This window comes from Pseudomonas sp. NPDC087612 (genome assembly GCF_044743505.1).
In the GTDB taxonomy this organism is placed as follows: domain Bacteria; phylum Pseudomonadota; class Gammaproteobacteria; order Pseudomonadales; family Pseudomonadaceae; genus Aquipseudomonas.
In genome coordinates, this window is the sequence record NZ_JBIUWO010000001.1 from 358,361 (window position 1) to 379,075 (window position 20,715).

General features: G+C 64.4%; 21 protein-coding genes. 12 read left to right on the forward strand and 9 right to left on the reverse strand.

Translation table 11 applies throughout. The features are described from left to right. Positions 1 to 2: 2 nt before the first annotated feature. The 3 genes from ACIOVF_RS01450 to ACIOVF_RS01460 all read right to left on the reverse strand — a co-directional run bounded on the left by ACIOVF_RS01450 (position 3) and on the right by ACIOVF_RS01460 (position 1,276). Positions 3 to 341, reverse strand: coding sequence for an Ig-like domain-containing protein (locus ACIOVF_RS01450; RefSeq protein ID WP_045194025.1), 339 nt, complete (start codon positions 339 to 341; stop codon positions 3 to 5). Positions 342 to 409: 68 nt separating this feature from the next. Then, positions 410 to 859 carry a GNAT family N-acetyltransferase gene (locus ACIOVF_RS01455; RefSeq protein ID WP_401286870.1) on the reverse strand — a complete coding sequence of 150 codons (450 nt, stop codon included), beginning with the start codon at positions 857 to 859 and terminating at the stop codon, positions 410 to 412. Positions 860 to 877: 18 nt separating this feature from the next. Beyond that, positions 878 to 1,276: a DUF488 domain-containing protein gene (locus tag ACIOVF_RS01460; RefSeq protein ID WP_401286877.1), complete on the reverse strand. Its 399-nt coding sequence runs from the start codon at positions 1,274 to 1,276 to the stop codon at positions 878 to 880. A 128-nt stretch (positions 1,277 to 1,404) separates the two neighbouring features. On the opposite strand from ACIOVF_RS01460, the gene ACIOVF_RS01465 reads away from it, so the two are divergent. Beyond that, positions 1,405 to 3,021 (forward strand): inorganic phosphate transporter, encoded by a 1,617-nt coding sequence (locus ACIOVF_RS01465; protein ID WP_045194028.1) that lies wholly within the window; start codon positions 1,405 to 1,407, stop codon positions 3,019 to 3,021. Positions 3,022 to 3,155: 134 nt separating this feature from the next. On the opposite strand, the gene ACIOVF_RS01470 is transcribed toward ACIOVF_RS01465, so the two are convergent. The 5 genes from ACIOVF_RS01470 to ACIOVF_RS01490 form a co-directional block, all read right to left on the reverse strand. Then, a complete protein-coding gene (locus ACIOVF_RS01470) occupies positions 3,156 to 3,851 on the reverse strand; it encodes a glutathione S-transferase N-terminal domain-containing protein (protein WP_401286881.1) in 696 nt (231 codons plus the stop codon). Positions 3,852 to 3,897: 46 nt separating this feature from the next. Beyond that, positions 3,898 to 4,407: a GNAT family N-acetyltransferase gene (locus ACIOVF_RS01475; RefSeq protein WP_401286884.1), complete on the reverse strand. Its 510-nt coding sequence runs from the start codon at positions 4,405 to 4,407 to the stop codon at positions 3,898 to 3,900. A 58-nt stretch (positions 4,408 to 4,465) separates the two neighbouring features. Continuing rightward, positions 4,466 to 4,960, reverse strand: coding sequence for a DUF934 domain-containing protein (locus ACIOVF_RS01480; RefSeq protein ID WP_093381720.1), 495 nt, complete (start codon positions 4,958 to 4,960; stop codon positions 4,466 to 4,468). Continuing rightward, complete coding sequence (locus tag ACIOVF_RS01485; protein WP_401286887.1) at positions 4,948 to 6,630, reverse strand: nitrite/sulfite reductase; 1,683 nt, start codon at positions 6,628 to 6,630, stop codon at positions 4,948 to 4,950. Before ACIOVF_RS01485 ends, ACIOVF_RS01480 begins: the two co-directional genes overlap by 13 nt. A gap of 184 nt (positions 6,631 to 6,814) precedes the next feature. Then, the gene (locus ACIOVF_RS01490) at positions 6,815 to 7,888 is read right to left on the reverse strand and encodes a sigma-54 interaction domain-containing protein (RefSeq protein WP_401286890.1); all 1,074 of its coding nucleotides are present in this window, start codon (positions 7,886 to 7,888) and stop codon (positions 6,815 to 6,817) included. A gap of 274 nt (positions 7,889 to 8,162) precedes the next feature. On the opposite strand from ACIOVF_RS01490, the gene ACIOVF_RS01495 reads away from it, so the two are divergent. The 3 genes from ACIOVF_RS01495 to ACIOVF_RS01505 are packed head-to-tail and all read left to right on the forward strand — an operon-like array spanning position 8,163 to position 12,158. Beyond that, complete coding sequence (locus ACIOVF_RS01495) at positions 8,163 to 9,386, forward strand: lipase family protein (protein ID WP_195884407.1); 1,224 nt, start codon at positions 8,163 to 8,165, stop codon at positions 9,384 to 9,386. 11 nt (positions 9,387 to 9,397) lie between these two features. Continuing rightward, on the forward strand, positions 9,398 to 10,594 hold the full coding sequence (locus ACIOVF_RS01500) for an LLM class flavin-dependent oxidoreductase (protein WP_401286894.1): 1,197 nt from the start codon (positions 9,398 to 9,400) through the stop codon (positions 10,592 to 10,594). A 4-nt stretch (positions 10,595 to 10,598) separates the two neighbouring features. Continuing rightward, on the forward strand, positions 10,599 to 12,158 hold the full coding sequence (locus ACIOVF_RS01505) for an ABC transporter substrate-binding protein (RefSeq protein WP_401286897.1): 1,560 nt from the start codon (positions 10,599 to 10,601) through the stop codon (positions 12,156 to 12,158). Here the strand turns inward: ACIOVF_RS01505 and hpaA are convergent. Then, positions 12,155 to 13,057, reverse strand: coding sequence for a 4-hydroxyphenylacetate catabolism regulatory protein HpaA (hpaA, locus tag ACIOVF_RS01510; protein ID WP_045194037.1), 903 nt, complete (start codon positions 13,055 to 13,057; stop codon positions 12,155 to 12,157). The two genes, ACIOVF_RS01505 and hpaA, sit on opposite strands and share 4 nt — an antisense overlap. Before the next feature lie 143 nt (positions 13,058 to 13,200). Here hpaA and ACIOVF_RS01515 point away from each other — a divergent pair, with 143 nt between their 5' ends. From ACIOVF_RS01515 to hpaI, 8 genes are all read left to right on the forward strand, one after another. Beyond that, positions 13,201 to 13,872 carry a fumarylacetoacetate hydrolase family protein gene (locus ACIOVF_RS01515; protein ID WP_045194038.1) on the forward strand — a complete coding sequence of 224 codons (672 nt, stop codon included), beginning with the start codon at positions 13,201 to 13,203 and terminating at the stop codon, positions 13,870 to 13,872. After that, the gene (locus ACIOVF_RS01520) at positions 13,872 to 14,645 is read left to right on the forward strand and encodes a fumarylacetoacetate hydrolase family protein (RefSeq protein ID WP_401286902.1); all 774 of its coding nucleotides are present in this window, start codon (positions 13,872 to 13,874) and stop codon (positions 14,643 to 14,645) included. Before ACIOVF_RS01515 ends, ACIOVF_RS01520 begins: the two co-directional genes overlap by 1 nt. A gap of 5 nt (positions 14,646 to 14,650) precedes the next feature. Further along, complete coding sequence (hpaE, locus tag ACIOVF_RS01525; protein ID WP_045195632.1) at positions 14,651 to 16,111, forward strand: 5-carboxymethyl-2-hydroxymuconate semialdehyde dehydrogenase; 1,461 nt, start codon at positions 14,651 to 14,653, stop codon at positions 16,109 to 16,111. A gap of 118 nt (positions 16,112 to 16,229) precedes the next feature. Further along, on the forward strand, positions 16,230 to 17,087 hold the full coding sequence (hpaD, locus tag ACIOVF_RS01530; protein WP_123566362.1) for a 3,4-dihydroxyphenylacetate 2,3-dioxygenase: 858 nt from the start codon (positions 16,230 to 16,232) through the stop codon (positions 17,085 to 17,087). Positions 17,088 to 17,192: 105 nt separating this feature from the next. Beyond that, a complete protein-coding gene (locus ACIOVF_RS01535; RefSeq protein WP_045194041.1) occupies positions 17,193 to 17,585 on the forward strand; it encodes a 5-carboxymethyl-2-hydroxymuconate Delta-isomerase in 393 nt (130 codons plus the stop codon). A gap of 51 nt (positions 17,586 to 17,636) precedes the next feature. After that, positions 17,637 to 18,941 (forward strand): MFS transporter, encoded by a 1,305-nt coding sequence (locus ACIOVF_RS01540; protein WP_093381700.1) that lies wholly within the window; start codon positions 17,637 to 17,639, stop codon positions 18,939 to 18,941. An 11-nt stretch (positions 18,942 to 18,952) separates the two neighbouring features. Then, complete coding sequence (hpaH, locus tag ACIOVF_RS01545; RefSeq protein ID WP_401286907.1) at positions 18,953 to 19,756, forward strand: 2-oxo-hept-4-ene-1,7-dioate hydratase; 804 nt, start codon at positions 18,953 to 18,955, stop codon at positions 19,754 to 19,756. Between the two features lie 10 nt (positions 19,757 to 19,766). Beyond that, on the forward strand, positions 19,767 to 20,570 hold the full coding sequence (gene hpaI / locus ACIOVF_RS01550; RefSeq protein ID WP_401286910.1) for a 4-hydroxy-2-oxoheptanedioate aldolase: 804 nt from the start codon (positions 19,767 to 19,769) through the stop codon (positions 20,568 to 20,570). Positions 20,571 to 20,715: the final 145 nt, after the last annotated feature.

The following is a 20,715-nucleotide window of genomic DNA, read 5'->3' on the forward strand; positions in this document are numbered from 1 at the left end:
GATTATTGCTTGTCACGGAAGCTGACGTCAGCGTGGAAATACTCATCACCGATAAAAGCCTGGAGGGTGCCCTTGCCCCCCAGGCCGGGTTTTATGGGCACAGTGCCATTTCTCACTTCACAGGTCGCCCGGCCATTGGCGTCAGTGGCATTGGTGGGGTTTTCAATCTCGATTTGCTTTTTACCATCACGCTCACTCCATTCCACTTGAACACCCGGTACCGGTTGGCCATTGGCGTTGCGGATAGTCAGGGTGGCGTGAATGACAGCGTCGTAATCAGCTTCTGCTGGCGACACGTCCAGGCTGGAATTAGATCGAGAAAACGGTTTGACAGTGCTCATTTGAATTCACCTTGAGTCAGTTGATCCGGTTACTGCCATGCCCGGTCGACTCTATGCCCGAGGTTCACTCAGCCGCTACTGGTAAAAATGTCAGTTCGCCGCTGCATGCGCACGAAACATTCGTCCTCGCCGACCGCCTCGAAACCGTAGCGCAAGTACAACGCCTGCGCCGGGTTGCTCCTGAACACCATCAGACGCAGCAGCGGCAAGTGCCGTTGGCCGGTCCAGTCGGCCAGTTGCGTTAATACCCAACTGCCGATGCCGCGGCCGCGAAAACCTTCGAGCAGGTGCAGTTCACGGATGAACAGGGCCTGGCGGTCCTGGCTGAGGCTGAAGTAACCCAGCGGCTGTTCGGCGTCGCTGATCAGCCATTGCTCGCGCCACCCCCAGGCCTGGTCGAAGGCTTCTTCCTGCCAGAGCAGGTCGAACTCGCAGTAATAGGGCAGCATGGCCCGCCGGGTGAGGTCGCGGGCGAAGGTGCGGTGCTGGTCGGTGGCGGGGGTCAGTTGCACAGTCATAGTGGTTCTCTTCGCGGGTCAAGGTTTGAACTCGTCGGCATAACACACCGGCGAACTCCCCGGCCCTTGGCGCTCCAGCTCATCCTCAAGCCATTGCGCCAGCACCATGGCATTGTTGTGCCCGGTGTCCTTGCCGGCATACAGCAAGGTCAGGTCGCCCTGCCCGGCCATGCCCAGCAGTTTCCACCAGTGCGCCGGTTGCGCCGCCAGTTCCTGGCGATAACGCTGGGCGAAGCCGGCAAAGTCCACTTCACCCTGATGAAACGCCTGGCGCAACGCCGTTGACGGCGCCACCTGCGGCAGCCACAGGGCCTGCAGCTGGTCCTTGCGCGTGTTGCGCGGCCACAGGCGGTCGACCAGCACCCGCTGGCCATCGGCAGCGTCCTGCGGGTCATAAACGCGCTTGCAACGGATCATCGTTACCCTCCATCGGCCAGTCCCTTGATCCTAGGACTTTCCTTGACCGAGGTCACGGTGCTGTCACCGATTGTTTTTATCATGGCCGGGCAAGGCTAGACCCTTTCTGGTAACCCGGACCCGTCATCATGACCACCCCGACCCTGGCTGGCAGCCCATCGCTGGCCAACCACGATCCACGCCCACGCCTGGATCACAAACCCGGCCGTACCACCCTGACCCTGTTTTTCGGCCTGCTGGTGGCCGGCCTTGTATATACCGCCTGGAGCGTGTTGCGCGACATCGACGCCACCGGCACCGTCGTCACCACCTGGACCCCCTTCCTGCTGCTCGGCCTGGCGTTGCTGATTGCCCTGGGCTTCGAGTTCGTCAACGGTTTTCACGACACCGCCAACGCCGTCGCCACGGTGATCTACACCCATTCGTTGCCGCCGTCGGTGGCCGTGGTGTGGTCCGGCTGTTTCAACTTTCTTGGCGTGCTGCTGTCCAGCGGCGCGGTGGCCTTCGGCATCATCGCCTTGCTGCCGGTGGAGCTGATTTTGCAGGTTGGCTCCTCGGCCGGCTTCTCGATGGTGTTCGCCCTGCTGCTGTCGGCGATCATCTGGAACCTGGGCACCTGGTGGCTGGGCCTGCCGGCTTCGTCCTCGCATACCTTGATCGGCTCGATCATCGGCGTTGGTATCGCCAACGCACTGATGCACGGGCGCGACGGCACCAGCGGCGTGGACTGGGCCCAGGCCAGCAAGGTCGGCTATTCGCTGCTGCTCTCGCCGCTGGTGGGCTTTACCTGCGCGGCGCTATTGCTGCTGGCCCTGCGCATGCTGGTCAAGCGCCGCGAGCTGTACCAGGCGCCGGTCGGCAACACGCCGCCGCCCTGGTGGATTCGCGGGCTGTTGATCCTCACCTGCACCGGGGTGTCGTTCGCCCATGGCTCCAACGACGGGCAAAAAGGCATGGGCCTGATCATGCTGATCCTGGTCGGCACCCTGCCCATGGCCTATGCCCTGAACCGGACCATGCCGGCCGACCAGTCGCTGCAGTTCGCCGCCGTCGCCGAGGTCACCCAGCAGGCTTTGCAGCGCAGCGCCCCGCAAGCAGCGCCGGCGGACCCACGGCAGACCTTGAGCGCCTTCATCCGCCAGCCGCAAGCCAGCGACGAGTTGCTGCCGGCCCTGGCGGCGCTGGCCGGGATGATCGGCAGCGAAGTCAAGGGCTACGGCTCGCTCAACCGGGTGCCAGCCGAGGCCATGGCCAACGTGCGCAACGACATGTACCTGACCTCCGAGGCCATCCGCCTGATCGACAAGCACCAGCTGGCGCAGTTCGATGCCGATACCCGGGCCAAGGTGCAGCTGTTCAAGCAACAGATCGACAGCGCCACCCGCTACATTCCGTTGTGGGTGAAGATCGCCGTGGCCATCGCCCTGGGGCTGGGCACCATGGTCGGTTGGCGGCGCATCGTGGTGACCGTCGGCGAGAAGATCGGCAAGACCCACCTGACCTACGCCCAGGGCGCCTCGGCAGAGCTGGTGGCGATGTGCACCATTGGCGCGGCGGACATGTACGGGCTACCGGTGTCGACTACCCATGTGCTGTCGTCCGGGGTGGCCGGGAGCATGGTTGCCAATGGCTCGGGCTTGCAGATGCGCACCCTGTTCAACCTGCTGATGGCCTGGGTGCTGACCTTGCCGGCGGCGATTGTGCTGGCCGGGGGGTTGTACTGGGTGTTTCGGCAGGTGTTCTGATTTGAATGTACCGGCCTCATCGCTGGCAAGCCAGCTCCCACAAGGACTGCTCCAATCCTGAGAACAGCGCTAATCCTGTGGGAGCCGGCTTGCCGGCGATAAGGCCGGCAGGGGCAGCATACAAATACCGGAGACTACCCCGGGATCTTCAGCCCCCGCTCCACCGCCGGCCGCGCCACAAACGCCGTCAGCACGCGCTTGACGTTGGCAAAGTCGTCAAAGCCCACCAGCTCGCCCGCCTCATAAAAACCGATCAGGTTGCGCACCCAGGGCACAATGGCGATGTCGGCAATGCTGTACTCGTCCATCACCCAGTCGCGCCCTTCAAGACGCTTGTCGAGCACCCCGAGCAAACGCCGCGACTCGGCCACGTAGCGGTCACGCGGGCGCTTGTCTTCATAGTCCTTGCCGGCGAACTTGTTGAAGAACCCTAGCTGACCGAACATCGGCCCGATGCCGCCCATCTGGAACATCAGCCACTGCAGGGTCTGGTAGCGCTTGGCCGGGTCGGCCGGCAGCAGCTTGCCGGTTTTTTCCGCCAGGTAGATGAGGATCGCCCCGGACTCGAACAGCGCAAGCGGCTGGCCGCCCGGGCCGTTGGGGTCGAGGATCGCCGGGATCTTGTTGTTGGCGCTCAGGGAGATAAATTCGGGGGTGAGCTGGTCATTGCTCTCGAAGCTGACCTTGTGCACCTCGTAGGCCAGGCCGATCTCCTCGAGCATGATCGACACCTTGACGCCGTTGGGCGTGGGCAGCGAATACAGCTGCAGCAGCTCGGGCTGTTTGGGCGGCCATTTGCGGGTGATCGGGAATGCGCTGAGATCAGTCATGAACAGAACCTTGAGCAATAAGAGGTGAACGCCACTTTAACCAGTTTTATCCACGCCGCGCGACCATCACCCAGTCGCGATGGCGCTCCGGCCCGCATTCGAACACGGCCTCGCCGACCTTGTTAAAGCCATTGCGCTGGTAAAAGCGGATCGCCCGGGCGTTTTGTTCGTTGACGGTCAGGCGAATGGCGCCGCTCACCTGCGCCAGGGTGTCGTCGAGCAGCCGCTGGGCGCCGCCGTGGCCATGGTGCTCGGGTAGCACGTAGCAGCGGCTGAGCTCCGGCAAGCCGTCCGCTTCAGCAATTCCCAATACCTCGGGTGTGCTGTCGACCAGGCTGTAGCCCACCACCGTGCCCAGGTGCTCGAGCACGCGCAGGCGCTTGCGCCGATTGAGCAGGTGCAAGACAAAGTGCTCGGGCTGCAACTGCGTGTCGATGTACGCCTGCAATGCCGGGGCGGCAGCGTCTGGCGGGCTGGCCAGGGCAAAGGTCTGGCCAGCGATGATGCTCAGCGCCTCGGCATCACTGGGCCGGGCAACGCGGGTAGTGAATGGCATGCAGCAACATCCTGTCGAACGGGCGATCCGGCATGGTAGCCCGAACCCGGCGACGGCGTCAGCGTCGACGAAACAGCGGCCGTGGTTCGATCACCGAACGCCCGTACAGCACGCTCATGCCGGCCAGGCCCTTGAGGGCATCCTCGGCACACTTGTCTTGGCGCACGGCATAGCTGTCGAAACCGCACTGGCGCATATGGCTGAGCTGGTCACGCAGCACATCGCCCACCGCGCGCAGCTCGCCATGCCAGCCCAGGCGGCTGCGCAGCAGGTAGGCCTGGCTGTAGCCACGACCATCGCGAAAGCTCGGGAAATCCACGGCAATCAGTGGCACCTGGGGCAGCCACGGGCGCAGCGGCTCGAGCTCGTCGTCCGGGCCCAGCAACACGCCATCACGGCCGAAGGGCCGCTGGGTACGGCGGGCAATCCAGCTGGCCAGGGGCAAAATCACCAGGCCGTCAGGCAGCAGCTCGCCGGGTTCGCGCAACAGCTGCCAGGGATCGTCCTCGATCAACTGCGCTTCACCGTTGCGCAGGCCAATCACATTACGCATATCAGCTCCTCCGGGCGCTTGGCATAGACACGTTCCTTGAAAGGCTCCAGGCCGACTCGGCGCACGGTGTCGACAAAGGGTTCGTCCAGTTCGCGATAAGCGCAGTAGGTGGCGATGATCTGCTCGATCACCTGGGGGATCTCGGCGGCACTGAACGACGGGCCGATGACCTTGCCCAGGGTGCTGTGCTTGCCCTGGGCGCCACCGAGGGTCACCTGGTACCACTCGCTGCCGTTTTTATCGACGCCGAGGATGCCGATGTTGCCGATGTGGTGGTGGCCGCAGGCGTTGATGCAGCCGGAGATATTCAGGCTCAGCTCACCCAGGTCGTGCAGATAGTCAAGATCATCGAAGCGGCGCTGGATCGACTGCGCAATCGGGATCGAGGTGGCGTTGGCCAGGGCGCAGAAGTCGCCGCCCGGGCAGGCGATGATGTCGGTCAGCAGGCCAATATTGGCGGTGCCCAGGCCGCGCTCGCAGGCCAGGCGCCACAGCGCGTGCAGGTCGCGCTTGCGCACGTCGGGAAGGATCAGGTTCTGCTCGTGGGCAATACGGATCTCGCCGAAACCGAACTGCTCCGACCAGTCGGCCACCGCGTCCATCTGCGCATCGGTCAGGTCGCCCGGTGGCGAGGCATCGCCCGGTTTGGTCGAGAGCACCACGCTGGCATAACCCGGGACCTTGTGCGCCTTGACGCAGCAGGCCACCCAGCGGGCGAAGGCGTGATCCTGGGCCAGGTGGGTATCGTAGGCCAGCTCATCATCGATGACGCTGTCGTAGGCCGGTGGTTCGAAGGCGGCGGCGACACGCTGGAATTCGTCCTCGGTCAGTTGCGCCGGGCCGACCTTGATGTGTTGCCACTCCTCCTCCACCTCGCGGGAGAACGCCTCGATGCCCAGCGCCTTGACCAGGATCTTGATCCGCGCCTTGTACTTGTTGTCGCGCCGGCCATGGCGGTTGTACACGCGCAAGATGGCTTCGACGTAGGACAACAGGTGTTGCCACGCCAGCCCTTCGCGAATCTGCAAACCGAGGATCGGCGTGCGCCCCAGGCCGCCGCCGACCATCACCCGCAGGCACATCTGGCCGCGGCCGTCGCGGTAAAGATAAAGGCCGATGTCATGCATCATGATTGCTGCGCGGTCCTCGATGGCCGAGCAGATGGCGATCTTGAACTTGCGCGGCAGAAAGAGGAATTCCGGGTTGATGGTCGACCACTGGCGCAGGATCTCGGCCAGCGGCCGCGGGTCGAGCAACTCGTCGGCGGCCACCCCGGCGAAGGCCTCGGTGGTGATATTGCGCACGCAGTTGCCGGAGGTCTGGATCGCATGCATCTCGACCTCGGCCAGGCGCTGGAGGATGTCCGGCACCTGGGCCAGTTCGATCCAGTTGAACTGGATGTTCTGGCGCGTGGTGAAGTGGCCGTAGCCACGGTCGTACTCGCGCGCGATCTGCGCCAGGGTACGCATTTGCCGCGCGCCGAGGGTGCCGTAGGGGATGGCCACGCGCAGCATGTAGGCATGCTTTTGCAGGTACAGGCCGTTTTGCAGGCGCAGGGGCAGGAACTCTTCTTCACTCAGTTCGCCAGCGATGAACCGGCGCACCTGATCGCGAAATTGCGCCACGCGCTCGAACACCAGCGCACGGTCATACTCGTCATACTGATACATGGTTCGGACCTCATCAGGGAGGCCGTTACTATGGCTTTTGGGTGTACTGAGTTACAGATTCAGGTTGGCGGTATTTATACGGATCAGATGCTCGAATTGCGCTGACCTCATCGCTGGCAAGCCAGCTCCCACAGGGACTGTATGCACCGGACCCTGTGGGAGCTGGCTTGCCAGCGATGAGGCCTTAAAGGGCAACACTGTCCGTGCGCTTCAACTCGCCAATCTTCTCCAGCCGCGCCCGCACGATGTTGCGGCTGATATTCAGCAAGCGCCCGGTCTGCAACTGATTGCCATGGCAGAAGCGGTACGCGCTGCGAAACACCGTCTGCTCGATATGCTCGTACAAGTCCGGGATGTTCTGCTCGAACAGCGCCGTCAGCGCCGCTTCAAGGCTTGGCGGCTCGCTGGCGATACGCAGCGGCTGGCTGTGTTCTTCCTGGCGGATGCCCACCGAGCGCATGTCCACCAGGTGCAGGTCGGCCGGCTGCACCACTTGTTGCCGGCACACCAGCAGCGCATGGTGAATGGCGTTTTCCAGCTCGCGGATGTTGCCCGGCCAGCTGTGCGAGAGCAGCTTGCGTTCGCTTTCCAGGCTCAGGCTGGCGCGGCTGTAACCCAGGCGCTGGCAGTGCTCTTCAAGGAAAAACTCAGCCAGCGGCAGGATATCCCCAGGCCGTTCGCGCAGCGGCGGCAGGCGGATGGTTGCCACGTGCAGGCGGTAGAACAGGTCTTCACGAAAATGCCCGGCCACCACCGCATCGGCAAGGTTGACGTTGGTCGCCGCCACCAGGCGCACGTTGATCGGGATCGGTGTGCGCGAACCGAGGCGCACCACTTCGCGCTCCTGCAGCACGCGCAACAATTTCACCTGCATGTTCAACGGCAGGTCGCCGATTTCATCGAGGAACAGCGTGCCGCCATTGGCCGCTTCGAACCAACCGGCCTTGCTGTTGGTGGCACCGGTAAAGGCGCCCTTCTCGTGGCCGAACAGTTCGCTCTCGACCAGGGTTTCGGCGAAGGCGCCGCAGTTGACCGCCACGAACGGCTCGCGCCCGCGGCGGCTGAGTTGATGGATATGGCGGGCGACCAGCTCCTTGCCGGTGCCGGTCTCGCCGATGATCAGGGTGTTGGCTTCACTCGGCGCCAGGCGTTCGATGCGGCTGAGCAGTTCCTGGGAGCGCGGGTCCTTGAACACCAGAACGGTGGCGCGTACGGATTTGGTCAGTTCCCGGGCATGGGGATGGGTTATCAGCGACATGGTGCATTCCTGGCAGTGAAAGCGCAGGGCCATAGTGCCCGAAACAAATTAGAACAAATAATTATTAATTAGTATTTAAATATTCCAATTAGAGATATGCACTTGAGGCTGCTGCCACAGCAGCAGTCGCCCAGCAACCCGTGGCTGCCAGCCAGCATCGACGCGCCGCCAGGATTGCCCTTGAAGGCATTTCGGCCCCGCAAAACCGGGCCCTGCAGCGCCCTGGCACGCATTTCGCTCAGGCCTGGCAAACGCACCGTGCAAGGACCTCTCGATGAAACTGGAAAAAACCTTCGCCTTTGGCCTGAGCCTTTTGGCCCTGTCGCTCAGCGCCGTGGCCGCAGAAACCTTCGCGCCAAAGCCCGACCCGCTGCAAGGCGATGGCCGGGTCTCGGCGTTCTACAGCTGGAGCCAGGCGATCCCTGGCAAACCGGGCAAACTGCTGCGCAGCGAACCGCTGGAAAAGACCCTGAGCCTGCCTGGCGCCGCCTCGCAACTGCGCATTCTCTACAGCTCTACCGACGGCATCGACGGCAAGACCCCGGTGGCGGTCTCCGGCGCGCTGTTCATCCCCAAAGGCCAGGCGCCGGCAGGCGGCTGGCCAGTAGTGACCTGGGGCCATGGCACGGTGGGCGTGGCGGATGTCTGCGCGCCGTCCTGGGCCGGGCGCTCGTACCGCGACGTGCAGTACCTGGCGCGCTGGCTCAACGAGGGCTACGCCATCGTCGCCACCGACTACCAGGGCCTGGGCGTGCCCGGCGGCCATCCGCTGCTGAACAACCGCATGGCCGCCTACGGCATCCTCGATGCCGCCCGCGCGGTGATCGCCGGGGTGCCGGGGCTGGCCAACAAGGTGCTGGTGGTCGGCCAGTCCCAAGGCGGCGCCGGCGCCTTCGCCTCGGCCGCCTATGCGCCCACCTATGCCCCGGACCTGGGCCTGAAGGGCAGCGTCGGCACCGGGGTGATCTACACCGTCGGCGCCAAGAACGTCGGCGAACAGGACCAGGACAAGGTCGACGCCTCGCTGGCCTACGGTTTCTACACCCTGCTGGCGGCGCAGCAGTACGACCCGAGCATCGACCCACGCGACTTCTACACCGACAAGGCCCTGCCGCTGTTCGAACAAGCGCGCAGCACTTGCCTGTCGTCGCTGGTGGCCGATGTGCTCGGCACCGGCCTGACCCCGGCCAACACCCGCAAGGCCAACAACGGCGAGCAGCTCAAGCCGTGGCTGGCGCAAGTCTCCTACCCGACCCTGAAACTCGCCCAGCCGATCTTCATCGGCACCGGCGCCGAAGACAAGACCCCGGCGGCTGCCACCCAGGTGGCGCTGATGCAGGACGCCTGCAAGACCGGCTCGATCGTCGAAGGCCACCTGTACAAGGGGCTGGGCCACAGCGAGACGGTCAACGCCTCGCTCAAGGACTCGCTGCCGTTTGCCCGCAAGGTGTTCAACGACCAGCCCATCGCCCCCCTCTGCAACCCCACCGTGCAATAAGGACGCTGACCGTGAGCATTGAATTCTTCACCCGCCTGCCCTTGCACGGCGAAACCCAGTTCCTCCCTGGCGATCCGCGCAACCGCGGCGACTGGCATGCCGGCGGCGACAGCACCGGCGCCGTATCGAACTTTGCCGTGGGTGATCACTTCACCTACATCGACTACCTCGGGCAGATCGCCCGCGCCGCCGAAATCAACGGCTTCGGCGGCGCGCTGATGGTCAACGCGCCGTCCGGCGAAGAGCCCTGGACAGTGTGCTCGCTGCTGGCCCGCGAAACCCGCACGTTGAGCTACGTCACCGCCTTCCAGCCCTACCACTACACGCCCTGGATCGCGGTGCAGCAAGCGGCGACCTACCAGCGCGCCAGCGGCAACCGCCTGGTGTGGAACATCATCAATGGCGGCTCGGATAGCGTGCAGCGCCAGGTTGGCGACTTCAGCGACCACGATGAACGTTACGAGCGCGCCACCGAGTTCATGGACGTGGTCAAGGGTTACTGGCACTCGGAGAACTTCCACTACCAGGGGCGCTTCTACAAGGCCGAAGGCGGCGGCCTGCGCGGCCCGCAGAAAAAGGCCGAGTTGCCGCTGATCTGCACCGCCGGCTCGTCGATCGCCGCGCGGGAATTCGCCGCCCGCCACGCCGACTTCTACTTGATGCGCGCCGAGCACCCGGACGAGATCCGCACGCTGATAGCCGACATTCGCGAGCGCGCGCTCAAGCATGGCCGCAGCAATATCCGCTTCGGCCTGTCGATCGATGTGATTACCCGCGAGACCGAAGCCCAGGCATTGGCCGAGGCCAAGCGCTTCTTCGACGAAGGCGTGGCCAAAGGTGCGGTCAAGGCTGTGGCCGCCCATGCCGGGCTGCGCACCGCGCGCAAGCTCAGTTACGAAAACGAGTACGCGGCCAAGGACGAAGCCCGGCCGTTCGACGACTTTTTCATCTACCCCAACGTCTGGGCCGGCTTCGGCTATATCGGCATTCCGCCGGGCCTGGCGCTGGTCGGCAGCTACGCCAACGTGGTGGCGCGGATTCGCGAGTACAACGCGCTGGGCATCGACCTGTTCTTCCTCGCCGGCTACCCGCACCTGGAAGAAGCCTACCGCCTGGGCGAGCACATCCTCCCGCACTTTCGCGGCGAACGGGCGCCGCTCAAGCGCATCGACACCCAGGCGCCAGCCCTGCGTGCAGCAGGAGCCTGAGGCCATGGACCTTTTCGATCAGCAGCGCCGACGCTTTCTCGGCTACAGCCTGGCGCTGGGCGGCGGCCTGCTGCTCAGCGGCTGCGGCCCTGACGCACCGGCCGCCAGCAGCCCGGCCAGCGACCAGCCGCGCCATGGCGGGCGCCTGCGCCTGGGCGTGCTGGCCGGCGGCCAGGTCGGCAACCTCGATGCCCACAAGCCGATCGGCAGCGGCATCGTCCGCGGCTTTGCCCTGTACAGCAAGCTGTGGGAATGGGACGAGCAGATGCAGCCACGCCTGGCCCTGGCTGAAGAAGCCGAAGCCAGCGCCGACGCCAGCAGCTGGACCGTGCGCCTGCGTCAGGGCCTTGAGTTTCACAACGGCAAGAGCATCGATGCCGACGACCTGATCTTTTCCATTCGCCGCCTGACCGACCCGCAACTGGCGTCGCCTTACGCCGCGCTGCTGCACTGGGTCGATCGCGACAATCTGGAGAAACTCGACGCGCGCACCGTGCGCATCCGCTTCAAGGACGGGCGCAGCTACCTGCCGCTGGCCGAAACCTGGGTCAACTTCGGCGGCATCGTCCCGGTCGATTACCACCCGGTGACCAACCCGGTGGGTGCCGGGCCGTACAAGCTGAAAAGCTTTAGCCCCGGCCAGCGCTCGGTGTTCAGCCGCTTCGAGAACTACTACAAGGACGGCAAACCCTACGCCGACGAACTGGAGATCATCGACTTCAAAGACCAGGTCTCGCGCCTGGCGGCCTTGCGCGCCGGGCAGATCGACATGGCCAACGGCCTGCCCAGCGAGCAGCTGCAGATCATCGAACGCGACCCGCGCCTGCAACTGGTGACTTCGGTCAGCGGCAACTGGTTGTCGTTCGAGATGAACACCAGCAAACCGCCGTTCGACAACCCCAAGGTGCGCGAGGCGTTTCGCCTCCTCGCCGACCGCCCGGAGCTGGTGCGCCGTGCCTTGAACGGCCAGGGCCGGGTGGCCAACGACCTGTACGCACCTGATGACCCGACCTTCAACCACAGCCTCGGCCCGCGCCCCCATGACCCGCAACGGGCGGCGCAATTGCTGCGCGAAGCCGGCTACGCGCAGTTGCAAGTCGAGCTGGTGACCACCAGCGGCCCGGCCCTGGCCTCGGCGCTGGTGTTCGCCGAACAGGCCAAGGCCATCGGTGTGAACCTCAAGGTGCGCCAGGTCGACCAGGCCACCTTCGACGGCCCGCAGCACGACCAGTGGCAACTGAGCACTGGCGGCACCATCGGCGCGCCGTTTCTGGCCAGCGCCATGCACATCGATGCGCCCTTCGCCGTGGCCAACAAGACCCACTTCAACGACCCGCAGTTCAGCGAACTGTTCCTCCAGGCCATGGCCCAGCCGGACCTGGCCAAGCGCAGCGCGCTGGTGCACCAGGCCCAGCAGATTCAGTATGAGCGCGGCGGCTTGCTGATCTGGGGCTATGTGAATCTGCTCGATGCGTTTTCGCGCCAGGTCGGCGGCGCCGCAGCCGAGCAGACACTGTTCAGCACCTGGCGTTTCGACAACCTCTGGCTGCGCGGCCAGGCCTAGCGCAATCCAGCCTGACGCTGCCGGTACTCCCCCGGCGTCAGCTGCGCATAGCGCAAAAAGAACCGGCTGAAGTACGCCGGGTCCTTGAAGCCCAGGCGGTAGCAGATCTCGTTGGCCGAGCTGCCGGTGTACAGCAGCAGGCGCCGTGCTTCCTGCATCAGGCGTTCGAGAATCAGGCGCTTGGACGGCAGGTCGGCGATGCGCCGGCACACTTCGTTGAGCCGCGCTTCGGTGACGCCGATGCCCTGGGCATAGCGCGCCAGCGGCCAGTGCTCAAGGTAGTGGGCCTCGATCAGTTCATTGAAACGATGAAACACCTGCAAGTCTTCATGACGGGTTTGCCGCGCCGGCAGCGAGCGCGCGCACAGGCGCAGCAGGCTGGTCATGATCAGCCGCGTCAGGCTTTCCAGCGCCGCCCCGCGCCCGGCGGCGCTGGCGTTGATTTCACTGTGCAGCTCATCGAACAGCAGCGCCAGGCGCCGCGCCTCGGCGGCGTAGCTTGGTTCCAGGCCGCTCAAGGCCACACAGGCCGGCGCCACCTGCGGCCCCGGCGCCAACCCGGGATCGGCTTCAAGTAGCTGCCAGACCAGTTGCTGGCGCACGGTCAGCACATGGCCGTCGGCATCGGGTTCGGTTACGAAGGAATGCGGGATGGTCGGTGGCGTAAGGAAAAACATCGGCCCCGATTCGACGTACTGCTGGTCGTCCAGGTACACCCGCACCGTGCCGCTTTTGACGTAATGCACCTGGAAAAACCGGTCATGGCGGTGCACCGGCATATTGCGGCCGAAAAACCCGGCGAGGTTGCCGAGCTTGTCGTAGTGCACCTCGGCATCACTGTAGCGCTGATCGTAGACCTGGCCGATGTTGATGTTGGGGATTGGTTGTTGCTCGCGCATGGCCCTGCTCACGCTTGTTGTTATGCGGCCAGCTTACTCCTGCTGCAAGCCGCTTGCATTTCGTTAACATCTTAATTATAACGTTAACACATTAACAATTATTCGAGCAGGGACCCTGCCCCTGCCCCAGCCAGGAGAACCCCATGAGCCGTGCCTTGCACGATGCTGCCAGCGGTACCTTGTTCGGCGTTGCGCTGAACTACCAGGGCCTGCTTGACCAGCGTCTCGCCGAATTCGAACAGCCGCCCTATCAAAAGCCACCGGTCAAGCCGGTGCTGTTCATCAAGACCCCCAACACCCGCAATGGCCATGGCCAGCCGGTGGTCTACCCGCAAGGCATCGAGCACCTGCAACCGGGCCCGGCCCTGGGTGTGGTGATCGGCAAGCGTGCCACCCGGGTCAGCGTCGACGAGGCCCTCAGCCATGTCGCCGGCTACACCATCGTCAACGAATTCAGCCTGCCCGAAGACAGCTACTACCGCCCGGCGGTCAAGGCCAAGTGCCGCGACGGTTTCTGCGCCCTGGGCCCTGAACTGGTGCCGGCCGCGCAGGTCGCCGACCCGCAGCAACTGAGCATCAAGCTGTTCGTCAACGGCGCCCTGCGCCAGCACAACAGCACCGCCAACATGGTTCGCAGCGTCGCCCAGCTGATCGCCGAGATCAGCGAATTCATGACCCTGCACGAAGGCGATGTGCTGATTACCGGCACCCCCGAAGGCCGCGTCGATGTGCTGCCCGGGGACCAGGTTGAAGTCGAGATCAGCGGCCTCGGGCGCCTGACCAACAGCATCGTTGCCGCGCAGGAGAAGCGCTGATGAAACACGCACGTATCCGTTACCAGGGCGAAGTCCACACCGTCACCGTCGAGGCCGACAACGCCGTGCGCCTGGCCGATGGCCGCTTGCTCGCCGAGCAGCAGGTCGAGTGGCTGCCACCGGCCACCGGCAATATGTTCGCCCTGGGCCTGAACTACGCCGACCACGCCGCCGAGCTTGCCTTCACACCGCCCACTGAACCGCTGGCGTTCGTCAAATCGGTGGGCACCTACACCGGCCACAACCAGGTCAGCTGGCGCCCGGACAACGTCGCCTACATGCACTATGAGTGCGAACTGGTGGCAGTGATCGGCAAGCCTGCGCGCAACGTCAAGCGCGAGGATGCGCTGGAGTACCTGGCCGGCTACACGGTGTGCAACGACTACGCGATTCGCGATTACCTGGAGAACTACTACCGGCCCAACCTGCGGGTGAAGAACCGCGACGCCACCACCCCGGTCGGGCCGTGGATCGTCGATGTCGCCGATGTGCCGGATGCTTCCAACCTGACCTTGCGCACCTGGATCAACGGTGAGCTCAAGCAGCAAGGCAGCACCAAGGACATGATTTTCGACATCCCCTACCTGATCGAATACCTGTCCAGCTTCATGACCCTACAGCCGGGCGACATGATCGCCACCGGCACCCCTGAAGGCCTGGCCGACGTGGTGCCGGGCGATGAAGTGGTGGTCGAAGTCGAAGGCGTCGGGCGCCTGGTCAACCGTATTGTCAGCGAAGCCGAGTTCTTCGCCCTCAACCGCCAAGAGGCATGAGCAGCATGATCAAACACTGGATCAACGGCCGTGAGGTCGAAAGCAAAGACGTGTTCGTCAACTACAACCCGGCCACCGGCGAGGCCATTGGCGAAGTCGCCAGCGGCGGCGCCGAAGAAGTGGCCCAGGCGGTAGCGGCAGCGAAAGAGGCGTTCCCGAAATGGGCCAACACCCCGGCCAAGGAGCGCGCGCGGCTGATGCGCAAGCTCGGCGAGCTGATCGAGCAGAACGTGCCGCACCTGGCTGAGCTTGAAACCCTCGACACCGGTTTGCCGATCCACCAGACCAAGAACGTGCTGATCCCGCGGGCCTCGCATAACTTCGACTTTTTCGCCGAAGTCTGCACACGCATGGACGGCCATACCTACCCGGTCGACGACCAGATGCTCAACTACACCCTGTACCAGCCGGTGGGCGTGTGCGGGCTGGTGTCGCCGTGGAACGTGCCATTCATGACCGCCACCTGGAAGACCGCACCGTGCCTGGCCCTGGGCAACACCGCAGTGCTGAAGATGAGCGAACTGTCGCCGCTGACCGCCAACGAACTGGGGCGCCTGGCGGTGGAAGCCGGCATCCCCAACGGCGTGCTCAACGTCATCCAGGGCTACGGCGCCACCGCTGGCGACGCCCTGGTACGCCACCCCGACGTGCGTGCCATCTCCTTTACCGGTGGCACCGCCACCGGCAAGAAGATCATGCAGACTGCGGGCCTGAAGAAGTACTCCATGGAGCTGGGCGGCAAGTCGCCGGTGCTGATTTTTGAAGACGCCGACCTTGAGCGCGCCCTGGATGCGGCGCTGTTCACCATCTTCTCGCTCAATGGCGAGCGCTGCACCGCCGGCAGCCGTATCTTCATCCAGCAGAGCGTCTACCCGCAGTTCGTCGCCGAGTTTGCCGCGCGGGCCAAGCGCCTGATCGTCGGCGACCCGCAAGACCCGCAAACCCAGGTAGGCTCGATGATCACTCAGGCCCACTATGACAAGGTCACCGGTTACATCAAGATCGGCATCGAAGAAGGCGCGACCCTGCTCGCTGGCGGCCTTGAGCGCCCGGCCAACCTGCCGGCGCACCTGGCCCGCGGGCAGTTCATTCAGCCGACGGTGTTTGCCGACGTGAACAACAACATGCGCATCGCCCAGGAAGAAATCTTCGGCCCGGTGGTGTGTTTGATCCCCTTCAAGGACGAAGCCGAGGCGCTGCGACTGGCCAACGACACCGAGTATGGCCTGGCCTCGTACATCTGGACGCAGGACATCGGCAAGGCGCATCGTCTGGCCCGCGGCATCGAGGCCGGCATGGTGTTCATCAACAGCCAGAACGTGCGCGACCTGCGCCAGCCGTTCGGCGGGGTCAAGGGTTCAGGCACCGGCCGTGAGGGCGGGCAGTACAGCTTCGAGGTGTTTGCCGAGATCAAGAACGTGTGTATCTCGATGGGCAGTCATCACATTCCGCGCTGGGGCGTCTGACGTCATCGCTGGCAAGCCAGCTCCCACAGGGCTGCCTCAATACCTGTGGGAGCCGGCTTGCCGGCGATAGCGATGGCACTGACAGCACACAAGAACAACAATTTCCAGGAGTTCCATCATGGGCGAAGTCGTCCTGGCAGCCAAAGTCTGCCACGTACCCTCGATGTACCTGTCCGAACTGCCCGGCAAGCATCATGGCTGCCGCGAGGCGGCGATCGCCGGGCACAAGGAAATCGGCCGCCGCGCCCGCGAACTGGGCGCCGACACCGCCGTGGTGTTCGACGTCCACTGGCTGGTCAACAGCGGCTACCACATCAACTGTGGCGAACACTTCAAGGGCACCTACACCAGCAACGAGCTGCCGCACTTCATCAAGAACATGGACTTCGAGTACCCCGGCTGCCCGCAACTGGGCGAGCTGATCGGCCTTGAAGCCAACGCCGCCGACGTGCGCACCCTGGCCCACAACATCCCAAGCCTTGAGCTTGAATACGGCACCCTGGTGCCGATGCGCTACATGCACATGGACGTGCCCGACGAGCACAAGCTCAAGGTCGTGTCGATTGCCGCCTGGTGCGCCTGGCACCGCCTGGAAGACAGCTTCGCCTTCGGCGCCGCGGTGCGCCGGGCCATCGAAAAGAGCGACCGCAAAGTGCTGGTGCTGGCCTCCGGTTCGCTGTCGCACCGTTTTTCCGATGACCGCAACGCCGAAGCCAACATCCACAACTGGACCCGCGAATTCGACAAGCAGATGGACCTGCGCGTGGTCGAGCTGTGGAAGCAGGGCCGCTTCAAGGAGTTCTGCGCGATGCTCCCGGACTACGCCAACCACTGCTACGGCGAAGGCGGCATGCACGACACGGCGATGCTCCTGGGCCTGCTTGGCGGTGCCGACTACAACAAGCCGGTCGAGGTCCTGACCGAGCCGTTCGGCAGCTCCGGCACCGGGCAAATCAACGCCATCTTCCCGCTGTAGCGCGAAGGCAGCAGCCACAAGCTTCAAGCCACAAGCTGCAAGCGAAGAGCACGCGCTCTTGCCGCTTGTAGCTTGCCGCTTGCCGCCGTTCAAACGGAGATCTTCATGCCGCATTTCATCATTGAGTACACCGACAACATTGAGCAACAGGCCGACCTGCCCGGCCTGTTCGCCAAGGTCCACGCCAGCCTGGGCGCCAGCGGCGTGTTCCCCCTGGGCGGCATCCGCAGCCGTGGCGTGCGCCTGGACAGCTGGCGCATGGCCGATGGCAAGCACGACTACGCCTTCGTCCACATGACCCTCAAGGTCGGCCACGGCCGCGATCTGCAAACCCGCACCGAGGTCGCCGAGGCGCTGTTCGCGGTGATCACCGCGCACTTTGCCGAGCTGCAAAGCCAACGCCTGCTGGCGCTGTCGTTCGAGATGATCGAGCTGCACCCGCAGCTGAATTTCAAACAGAACAACGTTCACGCCTTTTTGCAAAACCAGGCGGGCTGAACCACAGCCACCCGCCCTCCCCAACGGCCCTCTGACAAAAAGTACAAGATCATGAGCACAGCCAATACTGCCCAACACGCTGCCCTTGCCCAACATGACTCGACCCACAGCAAGATCACCTGGCGGCTGATGCCGCTGCTGCTGATTTGCTACCTGTTCGCTCACCTGGACCGCATCAACATTGGTTTTGCCAAGATGCAGATGAGCAGCGACCTGCACTTCAGCGACACGGTCTACGGCTTTGGTGCCGGGCTGTTCTTCATTGCCTACGCGCTGTTCGGCGTACCCAGCAACATGGCCCTGGACCGCGTCGGCCCACGGCGCTGGATCGCTACCCTGATGGTGGTCTGGGGCACGCTGTCGACCAGCATGCTCTGGGTCGAATCGGCCTCGGGCTTCTATGTCCTGCGCTTTTTGCTCGGCGTCGCTGAAGCCGGCTTCTTCCCCGGCATCCTGGTTTACCTCAACCGCTGGTACCCGGCCCGCCGTCGTGGGCAGATCACCGCGCTGTTCGCCATCGCCGTGCCGATGGCCGGGGTGGTCGGCGGGCCGCTGTCGGGCGGCATCCTCGAGCTGTTCCACGACGCCGCCGGCCTGCGTGGCTGGCAGTGGATGTTCCTGATCGAAGGCGCGCCGGTGGTGTTGCTCGGCCTGGTGGTGCTCAAGTGCCTGCCCGATAGCTTCGAGAGTGTCAGCTGGCTGAACGGCACTGAAAAGCAGCAACTGCGCGAGCAACTGAACCAGGAAGAGCAGCGCAAATCCATCACCTCGTTTGCCGGCATCCTGCGTGACAGCCAGGTCTGGCTGCTGGTGGCGGTGTACTTTGCGGTGATGCTGGCGGTCAACACCCTGGCATTCTGGATGCCGACCCTGATCCACGGCGCCGGCATCGGCAGCGATGGCCGCGTCGGGCTGTTGAGCGCCGTGCCGTACCTGGCCGGGTGCTTCTTCATGATCGCCTGTGGCCGTTCCTCCGACCGTCAGCGTGAACGCCGCTGGCACCTGTGCGTGCCGCTGCTGATGTCGGCCACCGGCATCGCCGTGGCCGGCCTGGCACCCGGCAACCCGGTGATGGTGCTGGGCGGCCTGATCATCGCCGGCATGGGCGCCAGCGCTGCCTTGCCGATGTTCTGGCAACTGCCGCCGGCATTCCTGTCGAACACCACCCAGGCCGCCGGTATCGCCCTGATCAGCTCGTTCGGCAGCATCGCCTCGTTCCTCGCCCCGTACCTGATCGGCTGGATGCGCGACACCACCCAGAGCGCCAGCCTGGCCCTGTACGTACTGGCGCTGTTCATCACCCTCGGCGGCTTGCTGGTGCTGCGCACCAAGGCTGCCATCGTCAACCCTCAGTAAGAGATTTCGCCATGCTTGACCACAGCCAGATCCTGCACGCCGCCGCCCAGCTCGAGCGCGCCGAACGCAGCCGCGAACAGGTGCGGCAGTTCTCCCTGGAGCACCCGGGCATCAGCATCGAGGACGCCTACTCCATCCAGCGCGCCTGGGTCGCACAAAAAATCGAGGGCGGGCGCAAGCTGGTCGGCCACAAAATCGGCCTGACCTCGCGGGCCATGCAGGTGTCGTCGAACATCACCGAACCGGACTACGGCGCGCTGCTCGATGACATGTTCTTCGACGAAGGCAGCGACATCCCCTTCGAGCGCTTTATCGTGCCGCGGGTCGAGGTGGAGCTGGCATTCGTCCTCGGCAAGCCGCTCAAGGGCCCGAACGTGACCCTGTTCGACGTGCTCGATGCCACCGAGTGGGTAATCCCGGCGCTGGAGATCATCGATGCGCGCATCCAGCAGATCGACCCGCAGACCCAGGCCACCCGCAAGGTCTTCGACACCATCTCCGACAACGCCGCCAACGCCGGCGTGGTCATGGGCGGGCGTGCGGTGCGTCCGGGCGATATCGACCTGCGCAAGGTGCCGGCGGTGCTCTACCGCAACGGCGTGATCGAAGAGTCCGGGGTTTCGGCGGCGGTGCTCAACCACCCGGCCAAGGGCGTCGCCTGGCTGGCCAACAAGCTGGCGCCGTACGACGTCACCCTTGAAGCCGGGCAGATCATCCTCGGCGGCTCCTTCACCCGCCCGGTGGCGGCCAACCCCGGCGATACCTTCCATGTCGACTACGACATGCTCGGTTCGATTGCCTGCCGTTTCGTTTGAGGAATTGCCCATGGACATACCCGTCAACCGCTTCAAACAACGCCTGCAACGCGGCGAGGCGCAAATCGGCCTGTGGCTTGGCCTGGCCGAGCCGTACTGTGCCGAGCTTGCCGCCAACGCCGGTTTCGACTGGCTGCTGATCGACGGCGAACACGCGCCCAACGACCTGCGCGGCATGCTCGGCCAGTTGCAGGCCATCGCCCCCTACCCGGCCCAGGCGATCATCCGCCCGGTGATCGGCGACACCGCGCTGATCAAGCAGGTGCTGGATATCGGCGCACAAACCCTGCTGGTGCCGATGGTCGAAAGCGCCGGGCAGGCCCGCGAACTGGTGCGCGCCATGCACTACCCGCCCAAGGGCGTGCGTGGCGTCGGCAGCGCCCTGGCGCGGGCCTCGCGCTGGAACAGCATCCCCGGCTACCTCGACCAGGCCGATGAGCAGATGTGCCTGCTGGTGCAGATCGAAAGCCTTGAAGGGCTGCGCAACCTTGATGCGATTGCGGCGGTCGAGGGCGTTGACGGGGTGTTCATCGGGCCGGCGGACTTGAGTGCCTCCATGGGCTATCGCGGCAACCCCGGGCACCCCGAGGTGCAGGCGGCGATTGAACAGGCGATCGTGCAAATTCAGAAGGCCGGCAAGGCGGCGGGGATTCTCAGTGCCGATGAGGGCCTGGCGCGGCGCTACCTGGAACTGGGCGCAGGCTTCGTCGCGGTGGGGGTCGATACCACGGTGTTGATGAAGGGCTTGCAGGGGTTGGCGGGTAAGTTCAAGGGGGATGTGGTAGTGGGCTCGTCTGGGCCTTCTGTGTATTGACTGTACTGGCCTCATCGCGGGTCAAGCCCGCTCCTGCACATCCCGTAGGAGCGGGCTTGACCCCGCAGGAGGGACCCCCCCCCCACGCTCAAAACCAACAACAAACCCACCAAAACCAGCACAATAAACGAGGCGCAAAGGTACA